Origin of the sequence: Xanthomonas sp. WHRI 7065, from assembly GCF_040203115.2 — a bacterium.
In the GTDB taxonomy this organism is placed as follows: Bacteria; Pseudomonadota; Gammaproteobacteria; order Xanthomonadales; family Xanthomonadaceae; genus Xanthomonas; species Xanthomonas arboricola.
In genome coordinates this window covers 1,247,980-1,261,710 of the sequence record NZ_CP168194.1, presented here as the reverse complement: position 1 = coordinate 1,261,710, position 13,731 = coordinate 1,247,980, and the positions used below count along the sequence as shown (strand labels likewise).

Sequence of the window (13,731 nt, the reverse complement as noted above, 5' to 3'; positions counted from 1 at the left end):
GCACGCGCGCACGACGCGCTGCATTGCCTGCGCTGCACCTGCCGCGCTGTCACGCCGCACACCATCTCCGTCTTGATGACCGATTCCAATGGGCCACGCCAAAGAACTGCACGACGTCACACCTTCCGAGGACATCGCCACCGATCCGTTGCGCGATCCGGCGCTGTACATCAACCGGGAACTGTCGCAACTGGACTTCAATTTCCGGGTGCTGGCACAGGCGTTGGACGAGCAGGTGCCGTTGCTGGAACGGCTGCGGTTCCTGTGCATTTCCTGCACCAATCTGGATGAATTCTTCGAGATCCGCGCCGCCACCGTGCGGCATGCGCAGGAGTTCGGCCTGCCGCCGGCGCCGGATGGCCTGAGCCCGACCGCCATCCTCAACGCAGTGCACGACCGGGCCGCCAAGCTGGTCGAACAGCAGTACCACGCGTGGAATGAAGTGCTGCGCCCGGCGATGGAAGATGCCGGCGTGGCCGTGCTCAGCCGCACGGCCTGGACCTCGCGTCAGAAGCGCTGGCTGCGTGCGTACTTCCGCAACGAGATCATGCCGGTGCTGTCGCCGCTGGGGCTGGACCCGGCGCATCCGTTTCCGAAGATCCTCAACAAGACCTTGAACATCGTGGTGGTGCTGGAGGGCCAAGACGCGTTCGGGCGCGCCGGTCATCTGGCCATCGTGCGTGCGCCGCGCTCGTTGCCGCGCATCATCCAGCTGCCGGCGAGCCTGTCGCCGGAGGGCACGCAGAGCTTCGTATTCCTGTCCTCGGTGCTGTCCGAGTTCGTCGACGAGCTGTTCCCCGGCATGCAGGTCAAGGGCTCGTATCAGTTCCGCGTCACCCGCAACTCCGAGCTGGTGGTGGACGAGGAAGAAGTCGAGAACCTGGCGCTGGCCTTGCGCGACGAGCTGGTCACCCGCGGCTATCGCCCGGCGGTGCGCCTGGAGATCGCACACGACTGCCCGGCGCCGATCATGCGCACCCTGCTGCAGAACTTCGGCCTGAACGAAAACGCGGTGTACCGCATCGTCGGGCCGGTCAACCTGAGCCGCGTCACCCAGGTCTACGATCTGGTGCAGCGCCCCGAACTGAAGTATCCGTTGTTCAATCCGCGCACCCTGCGCGACAACGACGGCATCTTCGAGATCGTCAGCAAGGGCGATGTGCTGCTGCATCACCCCTTCGATGCGTTCACCGCGGTGCTGGACGTGATCCGTCAGGCTGCGGTCGACCCGAACGTACTGGCGATCAAGCAGACGCTGTACCGCACCGGCAAGGACTCGCTGATCGTCGATGCGTTGATCCTGGCCGCGCGCAACGGCAAGGACGTCACCGTGGTGGTGGAGCTGCGCGCGCGCTTCGACGAAGAGGCCAACCTGGGCCTGGCCGACAAGCTGCAGGAAGCCGGCGTGCAGGTGGTGTACGGCGTGGTCGGCTTCAAGACGCACGCCAAGATGCTGCTGATCGTGCGCCGCGAGGGACGCAAGCTCAAACGCTATGTGCATCTGGGCACCGGCAATTACCACAGCGGCACCGCACGCCTGTATACCGACATCAGCCTGATCACCGCGGATGTGGAAATCGGCAACGACGTGCACATGCTGTTCCAGCAGTTGTCCGGGCTGGCCCCGCGCATGAAGCTGGAGCAGTTGCTGCAGTCGCCCTTCACCCTGCACGCCGGCGTGTTGAAGCGGATCGAGCGCGAAACGCGGCTGGCCCGCAATGGCCGCCCGGGCCGCATCATCGCCAAGATGAATGCCCTCAACGAGCCGCAGGTCGTGCGTGCGCTGTATACCGCCTCGCAAGCCGGCGTGCAGATCGACCTGATCGTGCGCGGCGCCTGCACGCTGCGCCCGGGCGTGCCCGGCGTGTCGGACAATATCCGCGTGCGCTCGATCGTGGGGCGTTTTCTGGAACATAGCCGCGTGTACTGGTTCGGCAACGATGGCGCGGCAGAGTTGTACTGCGCCAGCGCCGATTGGCTGGAGCGCAACCTGCTGCGGCGCGTGGAGACCTGCTTCCCGATCCTGGACCCGGATCTGGCCAAGCGCGTCTACCGCGAAGTGCTGCAGAACTACCTGGACGACAACGTCAACGCCTGGGAACTGGATGCCGACGGCGTCTATCACAAGCGCATACCCGGCCCTGGCGAGCCTGCCCATTCGGCGCAGATGACCTTGCTCGAGCGGATCTGAAGGCGGCGCGGGCGCGGCCCCTCACGGGGCCAACAGCCCATCGGCTACCATGCGCCCATGCCAATGCCCTCCCCCACGATCCCGCCCCTGCGCGATGGCGATTTCCTCGCCGCCATCGACTTAGGATCCAACAGCTTCCACATGGTCATTGCGCGCTACCTGATGGGTCAGCTGCGCGTGGTCGATCGCCTGCGCGAAACCGTGCGCATGGCCGACGGCCTGGATGGCAAGGGTGGCATCTCCAACGAAGCGCGCCAGCGTGCGCTCGAATGCCTGGCGCGCTTTGGCCAGCGCATCCGGGAAGTGCCGTCGTTGCGCGTACGCGCGCTGGCCACCAACACGGTGCGTCAGCTGCGCTCGCCGCAAGCGTTCCTGATGCCGGCCGAAACCGCGCTCGGGCATGCGATCGAAGTGGTCAGCGGACGCGAGGAAGCGCGCCTGATCTATCTCGGGGTTGCGCATGCGCAACCGCCCAAGCCCGATCAACGCCGGCTGGTGATCGACATCGGCGGCGGCTCGACCGAGTTCATCATCGGCCGCGGGTTCCAGACCCTGGAACGCGAATCGCTGCAGGCTGGCTGCATCGCCAGCACGCGCCGCTTCTTTCCCGGCGGCAAGCTGTCGAAGAAGAAATGGAAGGATGCGCTGACCGAGATCGGCGCCGAGTTCCAGCAGTTCGCCAATCAGTACAAGGCGCTGGGCTGGCACGAGGCGATCGGCTCGTCCGGCACGCACAAGGCCATCGGCGAGATCTGTGCGGCGATGAAGCTCACCAAGGGCGCAATCACCGCCGAGGCGCTGCCGGCGCTGCGCGATGAACTGCTCAAGGCCAAGCGCATCGAGGACATCCAGCTGCCCGGCCTGGCCGCCGAACGCCGGCCGATCATCGCTGGCGGCATCCTGGTGCTGGAAGCGGCGTTCCAGGCCCTGGGGCTGGAGAAGCTGATGGTCAGCAAGGCGGCGATGCGCGAAGGCATCCTCTACGACATGCTCGGCCGCGGCGGCGAGAACGACCCGCGCGACAGCTCGGTGGCCTCGCTGGTGCAGCGCTACGGCATCGACGAAGTGCAGGCGCAGCGCGTGGAAGCCACTGCCTGCCGCCTGTTCGACCAGGTCTGCGAATCCTGGCAGCTGGATGGCGACGACGCACAGGTGTTGCGCCGCGCTGCGCGCCTGCACGAGCTGGGCCTGATCATCGCGCACAGCCAGTATCACGTGCACGGCAGCTATATCCTGGAGCACTCGGACATCGCCGGTTTCTCGCGCCAGGAGCAGCAGGTGCTGGCATCGCTGGTGCGCACGCACCGCCGCAACGTGCCCAAGACCGCGTTTGATGCGCTGCCGGACCGCCTGCTGCTGCCGACCCGGCGCAAGGCCGCGCTGCTGCGGCTGGCGGTACTGCTGCATCGCGCACACGAATCGGACCCGATTCCGACCCTGGAACTCACCGCCGATGACACCCGCCTGTCATTGATCCTGTCGCAAAGCTGGATCGACTCGCGCCCGCTGCTGCGCGCCGACCTGATCGGCGAAGTCGAGAGCATGGCCGGGCTGGGGATCGCGTTCAAACCGTTTGTGACCTGAGGCCTGCGGCCTCAGGCGGGAATCGGGAATGGAGATTCGAGAATAGTCAACCACGGAGCTCTGAGAAGTTCTGACTGGTGGCGATTGCGCTGAACAAGTGCAGGACGCTGCCTTTGCGATTCCCCATTCCCCATTCCCGGCTCCACTGTCACCACCGCGACTTATGCGCGCAACATCCATGCCATCGCCCTCCCGGAAGCTAGCGAAAACCGGAGAACGGGCATGCGCTACGCGATCGTTACCGAAACCTATCCCCCCGAAATCAACGGTGTTGCACTGACCGTGCACGGGCTGGAAACCGGCCTGCGCGCACGCGGACACCAGGTGGACGTGGTGCGTCCACGGCAGAGCGGCGATACCGATGCGGCCACTGCCCTGCTGGTGCGCGGCGCGTCGCTGCCGCGCTACCCGGGACTGAAATTCGGGTTGCCGGCAACCCAACGCCTCATTCGTCATTGGCAAATCACGCAACCGGATGCGGTCTATGTGGCCACGGAAGGCCCCCTGGGCTGGTCGGCAATGCGTGCGGCACGTCGGCTCGGCATTCCGGTCGCCACCGGCTTCCATACCCGCTTTGACGAGTACCTGCCCGACTACGGTGCCGCCTGGCTGCAGGGCACTGCGCTGCGCTGGATGCGCCGCTTCCACAATCAGGCCGAGGCCACCCTGGTGCCCACGCGCGAGCTGCAGCAGTTCCTGCGCGACGGCGGCTTCCAGCGCGTGCAGTTGCTGGCACGCGCGGTGGACAGCCAGCAGTTCGATCCGGCCCGGCGCGATCCGGCATTGCGTGCCGAATGGGGCATCGAGGGCGAAGGCTTCGCCGCGATCTATGTCGGACGCATCGCCAACGAAAAGAACCTGCCGTTGGCGATTCGCGCGTTCCGCAAGCTGCAGCAGATCCGCCCGAAGGCGCGCTTCGTCTGGGTGGGCGATGGCCCGGCACGCGAAAGGATCGCGCACGAAAATCCGGACTTCATCTTCTGCGGCATCCAGCGCGGCGAGGCGCTGGCGCGCCACTTCGCCAGCGGCGATCTGTTCCTGTTCCCCAGCCGCAGCGAGACCTTCGGCAACGTGACCCTGGAGGCGATGGCCAGCGGCGTGGCCACCGTGGCCTTCGACTACGGCGCCGCACGCGAGTATCTGCGCAGCGGGCACAGCGGTGCGGCAGTGGAGAACGACGAGGCGTTCATCCAGGCGGCCGTCGCACTCACCGACGACGATGCGCTGCGCCAGCGCCTGGGTGCGGCGGCCGCACAGGCGATGAAGAAACTGCATCCGGACAACGTGGTCTCCGACTTCGAGGCCTTGCTGATGGGCATCACTGCGGCACGGGGGCGTTATGTCGGCAACGCGGCTTGAACTTCTGCGCGGTCACGAAGCGCGCTGGTGCCGGCGTGCCAACCACTGGTGTCGGCGCCACCCGGTGCGGCGCGCGTTCGCCACCATCAGCCGGCTCGGCGATGGGGTGTTCTGGTACAGCCTGATGGGCTTGCTGGTGCTGCTCGACGGCATGGACGGTGTGCGCGCATCTGCGCACATGGCCGCCACCGGCGTGCTCGCGCTGACCTTGTACAAATCACTCAAGCGCTGGACGCGTCGGCCACGCCCGTACGCGGCCGACGTGCGCATCCGCGCCTGGGTGGCGCCGCTGGACGAGTTCAGTTTTCCGTCCGGCCATACCTTGCATGCGGTGTCCTTCAGCATCGTGGCACTGGCCTACTACCCGTGGCTGGCGCCCCTGCTGGTGCCGTTCTCGGCCGGCGTGGCGCTGTCGCGCGTGGTGCTGGGCCTGCACTATCCCAGCGATGTACTCGCTGCCACCGCGATCGGCGTGCTGCTGGCCAGCCTGTCGCTGTGGGGATTGCCGGTGTTGTTGGGGTAAGGAGCAAGCCCTGTCATCGCCGCGTTGGCCCGACCAGGCCAGCGATCCTCTCGTTGTCGCAGCCGGCCGTTCACCCGGCACTCGCTCCGCGATGCAACGCTCCACCGACCGATTCCCGATTCCCGTCCCGCGCTCCCGCCGTACAATGGCGCGATGACGACCTTGTTCATTTCCGACCTGCATCTGGATCCGGCCCGGCCGGCAATCACCGAGCTGTTTCTGGACTTCCTGCGCACGCAGGTGCCCGGTAGCGACGCGCTCTACATCCTTGGCGATCTGTTCGAAGCCTGGATCGGCGATGACACGCCATCGACCGCTGCCGATGCGGTGGCCGTGGCGCTACATGCGGTGGCCGATAGCGGCGTGCCGGTGTTCTTCATGCCGGGCAACCGCGATTTCCTGGTTGGCGAGGCGTACGCACAACGTGCGGGCTTCCGCATCCTGCCCGACCCCACCGTGGTCGATTTGTACGGACACCCGACCTTGCTGATGCATGGCGATCTGCTGTGCACCGACGACACCGCCTACCAGGCGTTCCGTGCGCAGACGCGCGATCCGGTCTTTCAGGCGCAGTTCCTGGCGCAGCCGCTGGCCGCGCGGGTGGCCTTCGCGCAGCAGGCGCGCGCTGCCAGCCAGGCGCGTCATGCAGAACTCAAGCAGGGCGACCAATCGCGCTTCGAGACTGTCACCGATGTCACCCCGGCCGAGGTGGAGGCCACCTTCGTGCGGTATGGCCTGGACCGCCTGATCCATGGTCACACCCATCGCCCTGCAATCCACACTCTGCAGGCCGGCGGCCAGACCTGCACGCGCATCGTGCTGGGCGACTGGTACGAACAAGGCTCGGTGTTGCATGTGGATGCCGACGGCGTGTCGCTGGAGCAGCTGCCGCTTTAACGTGGCTGACAGCAGCTAGCGAGCGGCTGCCAGCTCGGCGCAAGCCGCTCGCCCGGCACCCGTTTGCAAGCGACAGACCGCGATGGGCACGGGCCGCGCCGTCTGCAGATGAGCGCCGTGGTTTCGAGATCAGGCCTGCGCACGCTCGGTGTGCTGCTCACCCGTGCTGGAATGCAACTTGACGCGCTGTCGGCACGCCTGCTCGCGCCAGCCTGCTGGTACGCAACCGCACGGTCCATGCAGTCTCCAGACGCATCACTGCATGCTGCGCGCATGCTCGGCGTAGTCGACAAAGTCGGCGTTGACTATGTCGTACCAGAGCACCGTGCCATCGGCCTGCACGCGGAAACGATCGCGCACCGGGTTGGTCTGCGGGTCACCAGGGCACTCGTTGCCATGCCGCTCGCGCACTGCAAAGTCGAACGCATCCGCTGCGGGCTCAGCGTCGTCTTCGTCGACGATGCTGATGCAGTTGTCCGGATAGAAATGGTCGTTCTGCAGGCGGGTTTCCAGCACATCCAGCGCGCGGGCGCGGGCATCGTTGCCGGTCGTGGCTGCCGGCGCGGACACCGCCGGTTTGGGTGGCGCAGGGGCCGGGTCAGCAGGTTGCTGTTTGCAGCCGGCAACTGCCAGCGCGACCAGGCACAGCGCCGCATAACGCAGGGACTTGGACATGGGTGCTCCGCTCCGCAGGACACGCCGGCAGCTGCCGGCAGTGCCTCTAGTCTGCGCGATCGCTGCGCCTGCGTGTAGCGGCAAAGGCCCGGCACCTGCGTGCCGGGCCCGACGACGGAAGGATCGGCTTGTTACTCAGCGGAAGCCGGCGATGGTGGCCTTGGTGTTGACCAGCACGCGCTGATTGTCGGCGGTGCTGGCGTTGCCCATGGGCACGCCGTTGTAGCTGATGTTGGGGTTGGACCAGTAGTTCAGGCGCGGGCAGCTGCTGCTGCAGTCGTAGGCCATGATAGTGCGCCAGCTGTTGCCGTAGCGATAACCGTGCCCGTACGCATACGGCGAGGTGCTGGGGTCGTTGGTGGCGTCGTGACGGGCGCTCTGCAGATGGCCGATTTCATGCGCGAAGCTGTAATAGCCGGTGGCGCAATCCCAGTACACCGAGGCAAACGCGGTCGCTGCGGTGGAGCCGATGCCCGATGCCAGGCCGCAGTAGCTGCTGTTGTTCAATACGATCACGCCCACATCGGCGGTGTAGGTGTTGCGGCTGGTGTGGATGCTGTCCATGTAACCGTCGTTGGTTACGCGGAAGCGCTGCAGGTCGGTGGTGAAATTGCCGGTTTCGCTGTAGCTGGTGGTCTCGTAACGCGCCAGCTGCAAGGTGATGCCGACATTGCTGTTGATATAGCCCTGGTTGGCCTCGGCCACTGCCAGTTGCACCAGCGACTGCATGTTGCCGCCATAGGCGGTCACCGCCTGATTGGTGGCCACTACCAGCACGCGGATGGTCGCCGGGCTGCCCGACGATGCGGCGGCCGCGGTGACGCGCCCGTCGCTGGGCATGTCGATCTTCGGCAGCAGGCTGTATTCGGCCGGGTGCTCCTGCGGCAGGCGGCTTTCTTCCACCTGCACCAGCACGTGGCGGCCATCGGCGAGCGGACGCAGCCGATACAGCTTGCCGGCGTAACGGATGGTGCCGGTGACGGTATCGCCGCTGCGCACCAGAATGGCCGAGTTGAGCGGATCCACACCCGACAGCGTGCGGGCACGGATGCCGGCGCGCGGGCCGAGGTTGCCGTACCACACGCTATCGCCGCCTTCCAACGCATCGACCTTGGCCTGAGTGGCGGTGATGGTCTGGCCGTCCAGCTGCAATTCCAGCAGCTTTTCCGAAGCGGTGACGGCACCGGCGTCGAGCTGGACCACCTGCGCGTTGGCGGTGGACGGTGCGCTGAGCAGGCGCTGCAACGAGGGTTCGGCAGTGGCAGTAGCGCTCGCGCTGCGGCTCAGCGCAGGGCCGGATTGATACAGCGGCTTGCCGGCAGCGGCGGCCGAACCGGCCAGACACATGGCGATCAGACCCACCGTGGTGCACATCGACTTCGACTTCATCGTCTCTCTCTCCTTAGACATGGAAGTAACGGATGTGAAACACCGGGCCCCTGCCCCCGGGACGCCATTAAGGCGCGCCGGGCCGTGCCGATTGCAAGTTGTTACAAAAGAAAATTACAGTTTTGTGATGTCTGCCGTTGAATGGATGCGATTCCGGCAGCTGCGCGGCAGGACCCAGCGCACAGTCCGGTGATCGGACGCGCGTTGCCGCGCTGATGGCGTGTTGCGCTTGGAGGCAACCGGGCGCGGGCGCTATGCCACGACGAAGAACAGCGATGCGCGTCGAAGTCATGCGCTGCAATCGTTCTGCCGCCAATGCGCTCGGCACTTCATGAGCGAGGCTGCAAACGCGCATCACCCAGCATGGCACCGGTGCGAGCCAATTCAGTCTGCTCCGCAAACAGTGATCGATAGATTGCGCACTGCAGCCCGCCCACGCATCCATTACCGGCTGCTCAGCCGGCCTGCTCCACCAGATCGGCCAGTTCGTCCTCATCGAAGCCGGCAAGCAGCCGCGCCTGCAGATTGAACGGCCCATGCAGGTAACCACCGGCGTACTCGTGCAGCAGCGCCTTGAAGCGCGCGCGCGGCTCGATGCCGGCCTGCGCGCAATACCAGCGGTACCAGCGCGAGCCGGCCGCCACATGCGCCACTTCTTCGCGCAGGATGGTGTCCAGCACCTCGGCAGTGGCGGTATCGCCGAGCGAGCGCAGCTTGACGATCATCGCCGGTGTCACATCCAGCCCGCGCGCTTCCAGCACGCGCGGCACCAGCGCCATGCGTGTCAGGCCGTCATGTGCAGTTTTCTCGCACATTTCCCACAGGCCGTTGTGCGCGGCGAAGTCGCCGTAGTCGTGGTCGTGTGCATGCAATCGCGCGCGCAGCAGCATGAAGTGGCGCGATTCGTCGTCGGCCACGCCAACCCAGTCGGCATAGAACGCCGCCGGCAACCCGCGGAAGCGATACACCGCATCCCAGGCCAGGTCGATGGCGTTGAGCTCGATATGCGCGATGGCGTGGATAAAGGCGGCGCGACCTTCCGGGTTGCCCAGCCCACGCCGCGGCACCTCGCGCGGATGCACCAGCACCGGCCTCGCAGGTCGGCCAGGCATGCGGATCGGCTCCGGAGGCGCCGCCTGCGGCGGTGGCAACGGCAACGTGCCGGCACGGAACGCGGCCGCATGTCGCTGCGTCAACGCGACCTTCTCCAGCGGATCGGCCGCTTGCAGGCAGGCATGTGCGGCTTGCAGAAGATCCATCGTGTCCATCACTCCGTCGTTGCGGTAGCCGCCAGATCGACAACTGGCGCTTCGATCTGCAGCGGCGATCGAGACCCCTACGCAGCCGTCGCAGGTGCGATCTGCGTACAACCAGCGGCTGGCGCCACTATCGAACCAGCGCAGCGCACCGACTTGTCGATCGGCAGCAATCAAATCGCGCGATCACCACGCAGATATTCGGCGTGGCACAGCGGATCTAGGCCACGTCTGGGTAGCGCCAAGCTGCAGCGCTACCGCACTGCCTCACGCGCGGCGACGCTTCTTGGCATCGTCCGAGCGCAATTGCTGGATGCGTTCGAAATAGCCCGGTTCGATGCCGGTGATGTACTCGCCGTTAAAGCACGAGGAATCGAACTGCTGGATGTCCGGGTTGCCTTCGCGCACGGCCACTTCCAGGTCTTCCAGATCCTGGTAGATCAGCCAGTCGCAGCCCAAAAATTCCTGGATTTCCAGCTCGCTGCGGCCATGCGCGATGAGTTCTTCGGCCGCCGGCATGTCGATGCCGTAGATATTGGGGTAACGCACCGGCGGCGCGGCCGAGGCCAGATACACCTTGCGCGCACCGGCATCGCGGGCCATCTGCACGATCTGCCGGCTGGTGGTGCCGCGCACGATCGAATCGTCGACCAGCAGCACCACGCGGTTGCGGAATTCCAGGTGGATCGGATTGAGCTTGCGCCGCACCGATTTCTGCCGCTCGCCCTGCCCCGGCATGATGAAGGTGCGGCCCACATAGCGATTCTTGACGAAGCCTTCGCGGTACTTCACCCCGAGCACGTTGGACATCTCCAGCGCCACATCGCGCGAGGTGTCCGGGATCGGGATGATGGTGTCGATATCGTGGTCCGGGCGCAGCCGCAGGATCTTCTCGCCCAGCTTCAGGCCCATGCGCATGCGCGCCTTGTGCACCGAGATGTTGTCGATCATCGAGTCGGGACGCGCGAAGTACACGTACTCGAAGATGCACGGCGCGTTGACGGTCGGTGCGGCGCAGACTTCCGAAAACAGCTCGCCGCGCGCGGTGATCACCATCGCCTCGCCGGGGCGCACGTCGCGCACGCGCTGGTAGCCGAGGATGTCCAGCGCGGCCGATTCGGAGGAGACGATGTATTCGGTGCCTTCGGCATGCTCGCGCTTGCCCAGCACCAGCGGCCGGATGCCATGCGGGTCGCGGAAGGCCACCAGGCCCAGGCCCAGCACCACGCTGACCACCGCATAGCCGCCCTTGCAACGGCGGTGCACGCCGGCCACCGCGCGGATCGCCGCCTCGGGGGTGAGCATGCGCTGCGCGTCCAGCTCGTAGGCGAACACGTTCAGCAGCACCTCGCTGTCCGAATCGGTGTTGATGTTGCGGCGGTCGGCTTCGAACACCTGCTGGCGCAAGGCCTCGGTGTTGATCAGGTTGCCGTTGTGCGCCAGCGCGATGCCATAGGGCGAGTTGACGTAGAACGGCTGCGCCTCGTCCATGCCTTCCGAGCCCGCGGTCGGGTAGCGGCAATGCGCGATGCCGACCCGGCCTTCCAGCACCGCCATCTTCTTCTCGTCGAAGACGTCGCGTACCAGCCCGTTGGCCTTTTGCACACGCAGGCGCGTGCCGTCTGCGGTGGCGATGCCTGCGGCGTCCTGCCCACGATGCTGCAGGACGGTCAGGCCGTCATAGAGCTGCCCGGCGACGTTCTGGTTGCCGACAATACCGACGATGCCACACATGGTGCGCGTTCTCCGCTACGGCTTGCGCCGTTACTGTGAAGGGGGCCGTGCCTGGCCTTGGGACTCGACCCGAGCCGGGTCGCTTTCTCCGCCGCGAACCTGCGCCGGATCGATATTGGCCGGCATCGCCTGCGCCGGATCGCGTCCGTCGCTGGCGGCTTTACCGGGTTGCCCGAGCGCACGCGTGATGGTGTCGCTCAGACCGGACCCGGACAGCGCCTTGCCCAGGTCCGTATTATCGCCTGCCGAGGGCAACTTCCCCAACTCCGTTGGCAAGTTGCCGAGTTCCATCGATGGCATGTCCATCGACGGCATCCGCCAGGCCGGCAGTTGCGCCCGCATCCAGCTCGCGCCCGGCGACAGCATCGGCATCAGCATCGACTGGCGCCAGGACGGCTCGCGCGGCAGCGGCGTGAAGCTCATCAGCAGCACCAGCACGCTGGCCAGAAAGCCGCCACGCACCAGACCCAGGCCGAACCCGAGCATGCGGTCCATCCCGCCCAGGCGCACCGCATCCACCCCGGCACGGATCACCATGCCGATCAACGCCACGGTGATCAGCACGCCAACGAACACCATCGCGTAGCCGCCGAACGATTCGGTAGCCGATGGATGCTTGCCGTCGGCGATCCAGCGCGCGGCCGGGCCGCCGAACTGGAACGTCGCCCAGCCAGCCAGCAACCACGACAGCGTGCCGACCACGATGGCGACAAATCCGCGCAGCAGGCCCAACAGGGCCGACACCAGGATGATGACGCCCAGCACCATGTCGATCATTGCCCACTTCTCCGCGCGGCGCGCGCGCCGCTGGTCCAACCTGGCTTGGTGTTCATTGCGCTCCCCTCCATGGGTGTGAGGCGATCAGGAAATCCGCTCGCCGCTGGCGATACCACGCAAGCGGCGATCAGGCGGGCTGCGGACGAGCCGCACTGCACGTAGCGAACCAACCGGCATGCCGATCTCCACCATGCACCGCGCCCGCCCGATGGAGGCGCAATGGTTTACGGATGCGGACGCACCATGCCGGAAATGCCGACCTTGGCCGCCACCTGCGCACGCAACTGTTCGGCATCGCCACGGTTGGCCACCGGGCCGACCCGCACGCGGTTGAGCGCGCCCTTGTCGGTCCGCACCTGTTCGACGAAGGCACTGAAACCAGCGGCGCGCACGCGGTCGCGCAAGGCGTCGGCGTCTTCGGCGCGCCCGAAAGCGCCCAGCTGCACCGCAAAGCCGACCGAACTGGCCGCAGGCGCTGCCGGCGCGGCGGGCGCCGCGACAACCGGCTTGGTCGGCTCGGGCTTGGCCGGCTCCGTTTTCGCCACCTCCGGCTTGGCCGGAGCGGGCTTGGGCGCTTCGGCCGGCTTGGGCGCGGCGGCCACCGGCTTGGCCGGCTCCGGCGGCAGGCTTTCGGTCTTGGTCGGCGCGGCGGTGCTGGCGGCGGCCACGCTGCTGCTGGGTTTTGCGGCCGGGGCCGGCGCCGGCGTCGGTGTACTGGCTGCAGGCGCTGGCGCGGCGGCATTGGCATCCAGCGTCACCACCTGGGCGTTGACGTCGCTGCGCACCTTCACTGCCTGCAGGCGCGCCGATTCGGCCTGCGCCTGGTCGACATACGGCCCCACGCGCACGCGCCAGGCCGGCCGGCCGTTGATCTGGGTCTTTTCGCTGAAGCCGGGCAGCTGCGCCTGCTTGAGCCGCGCCAGCACCGCGTCGGCATCGGCGCTGGTGGCGTAGGCGCCGAAGTTGACCGCGTAGTTGCCGGCCGCCAGCTCAGGCGCCGACGGCGCGCTGGACGGGTTGGCCAGATCGGCCGCATCCGGGTTGTCCTGCATCGCAGCCGGCGCCGTGGCGGCGCCGCGCATGCCCAGCGCGCCACCGGCCGGCGCATCGCCCGGGGTGACCAGCGGCAATTCGCGGGTTTCGAACTCGCCATTGGCCGGTGCGGCAGGCGCCTCCAGCGGCACATCGGCCACGCCGCTCGACGGCGCAGGGCCCTTGACCAGCATCGGCAGGAAGATCACGGCAAGCGCCACCAGAACGATGGCGCCAATCAGTCGCTGTTTCAGAGCAGTATCCACGTAATGAGACGAGAGGCGGCGTGGCGGGGTGCCGCGGCGATTATAAGG

General features: G+C 66.7%; 11 protein-coding genes. 5 read left to right on the top strand and 6 right to left on the bottom strand.

The features are described from left to right. Positions 1-88: 88 nt before the first annotated feature. From ppk1 to lpxH, 5 genes are all read left to right on the top strand, one after another. A complete protein-coding gene (gene ppk1, locus ABQY64_RS05445) occupies positions 89-2,191 on the top strand; it encodes a polyphosphate kinase 1 (RefSeq protein ID WP_039510626.1) in 2,103 nt (700 codons plus the stop codon). Positions 2,192-2,254: 63 nt separating this feature from the next. Further along, entirely contained in the window at positions 2,255-3,775 is a 1,521-nt protein-coding gene (ppx, locus tag ABQY64_RS05440) for an exopolyphosphatase (RefSeq protein WP_026064255.1), read from the top strand. 222 nt (positions 3,776-3,997) lie between these two features. Further along, positions 3,998-5,134, top strand: coding sequence for a glycosyltransferase family 1 protein (locus ABQY64_RS05435; protein ID WP_349779244.1), 1,137 nt, complete (start codon positions 3,998-4,000; stop codon positions 5,132-5,134). Then, positions 5,115-5,657, top strand: coding sequence for a phosphatase PAP2 family protein (locus tag ABQY64_RS05430; RefSeq protein ID WP_024938413.1), 543 nt, complete (start codon positions 5,115-5,117; stop codon positions 5,655-5,657). Before ABQY64_RS05435 ends, ABQY64_RS05430 begins: the two co-directional genes overlap by 20 nt. Positions 5,658-5,810: 153 nt before the next feature. Next, a complete protein-coding gene (lpxH, locus tag ABQY64_RS05425) occupies positions 5,811-6,554 on the top strand; it encodes a UDP-2,3-diacylglucosamine diphosphatase (protein ID WP_016902232.1) in 744 nt (247 codons plus the stop codon). Between the two features lie 255 nt (positions 6,555-6,809). Here the strand turns inward: lpxH and ABQY64_RS05420 are convergent, their stop codons facing one another. The 6 genes from ABQY64_RS05420 to ABQY64_RS05395 form a co-directional block, all read right to left on the bottom strand. Beyond that, positions 6,810-7,229, bottom strand: a complete 420-nt coding sequence (locus ABQY64_RS05420; protein ID WP_024938411.1) for a hypothetical protein — start codon at positions 7,227-7,229, stop codon at positions 6,810-6,812. A gap of 135 nt (positions 7,230-7,364) precedes the next feature. Continuing rightward, complete coding sequence (locus tag ABQY64_RS05415; RefSeq protein ID WP_349779245.1) at positions 7,365-8,618, bottom strand: zinc-dependent metalloprotease; 1,254 nt, start codon at positions 8,616-8,618, stop codon at positions 7,365-7,367. Positions 8,619-9,073: 455 nt separating this feature from the next. Then, on the bottom strand, positions 9,074-9,877 hold the full coding sequence (locus tag ABQY64_RS05410) for a ferritin-like domain-containing protein (protein WP_374151344.1): 804 nt from the start codon (positions 9,875-9,877) through the stop codon (positions 9,074-9,076). A 264-nt stretch (positions 9,878-10,141) separates the two neighbouring features. Next, the gene (gene purF / locus ABQY64_RS05405) at positions 10,142-11,608 is read right to left on the bottom strand and encodes an amidophosphoribosyltransferase (RefSeq protein ID WP_016902228.1); all 1,467 of its coding nucleotides are present in this window, start codon (positions 11,606-11,608) and stop codon (positions 10,142-10,144) included. A gap of 30 nt (positions 11,609-11,638) precedes the next feature. After that, positions 11,639-12,385: a CvpA family protein gene (locus tag ABQY64_RS05400; protein WP_349779247.1), complete on the bottom strand. Its 747-nt coding sequence runs from the start codon at positions 12,383-12,385 to the stop codon at positions 11,639-11,641. 224 nt (positions 12,386-12,609) lie between these two features. Further along, positions 12,610-13,683: an SPOR domain-containing protein gene (locus tag ABQY64_RS05395; protein ID WP_349779248.1), complete on the bottom strand. Its 1,074-nt coding sequence runs from the start codon at positions 13,681-13,683 to the stop codon at positions 12,610-12,612. Positions 13,684-13,731 lie beyond the last annotated feature (48 nt).

Coding starts and splice junctions, on each gene's coding strand:
- ppk1 (WP_039510626.1), top strand. CDS start 89: ATGGGCCACGCCAAAGAACTGCACGACGTCACACCTTCCGAGGACATC.
- ppx (WP_026064255.1), top strand. CDS start 2,255: ATGCCCTCCCCCACGATCCCGCCCCTGCGCGATGGCGATTTCCTCGCC.
- ABQY64_RS05435 (WP_349779244.1), top strand. CDS start 3,998: ATGCGCTACGCGATCGTTACCGAAACCTATCCCCCCGAAATCAACGGT.
- ABQY64_RS05430 (WP_024938413.1), top strand. CDS start 5,115: ATGTCGGCAACGCGGCTTGAACTTCTGCGCGGTCACGAAGCGCGCTGG.
- lpxH (WP_016902232.1), top strand. CDS start 5,811: ATGACGACCTTGTTCATTTCCGACCTGCATCTGGATCCGGCCCGGCCG.
- ABQY64_RS05420 (WP_024938411.1), bottom strand. CDS start 7,229: ATGTCCAAGTCCCTGCGTTATGCGGCGCTGTGCCTGGTCGCGCTGGCA.
- ABQY64_RS05415 (WP_349779245.1), bottom strand. CDS start 8,618: ATGAAGTCGAAGTCGATGTGCACCACGGTGGGTCTGATCGCCATGTGT.
- ABQY64_RS05410 (WP_374151344.1), bottom strand. CDS start 9,877: ATGGATCTTCTGCAAGCCGCACATGCCTGCCTGCAAGCGGCCGATCCG.
- purF (WP_016902228.1), bottom strand. CDS start 11,608: ATGTGTGGCATCGTCGGTATTGTCGGCAACCAGAACGTCGCCGGGCAG.
- ABQY64_RS05400 (WP_349779247.1), bottom strand. CDS start 12,385: ATGATCGACATGGTGCTGGGCGTCATCATCCTGGTGTCGGCCCTGTTG.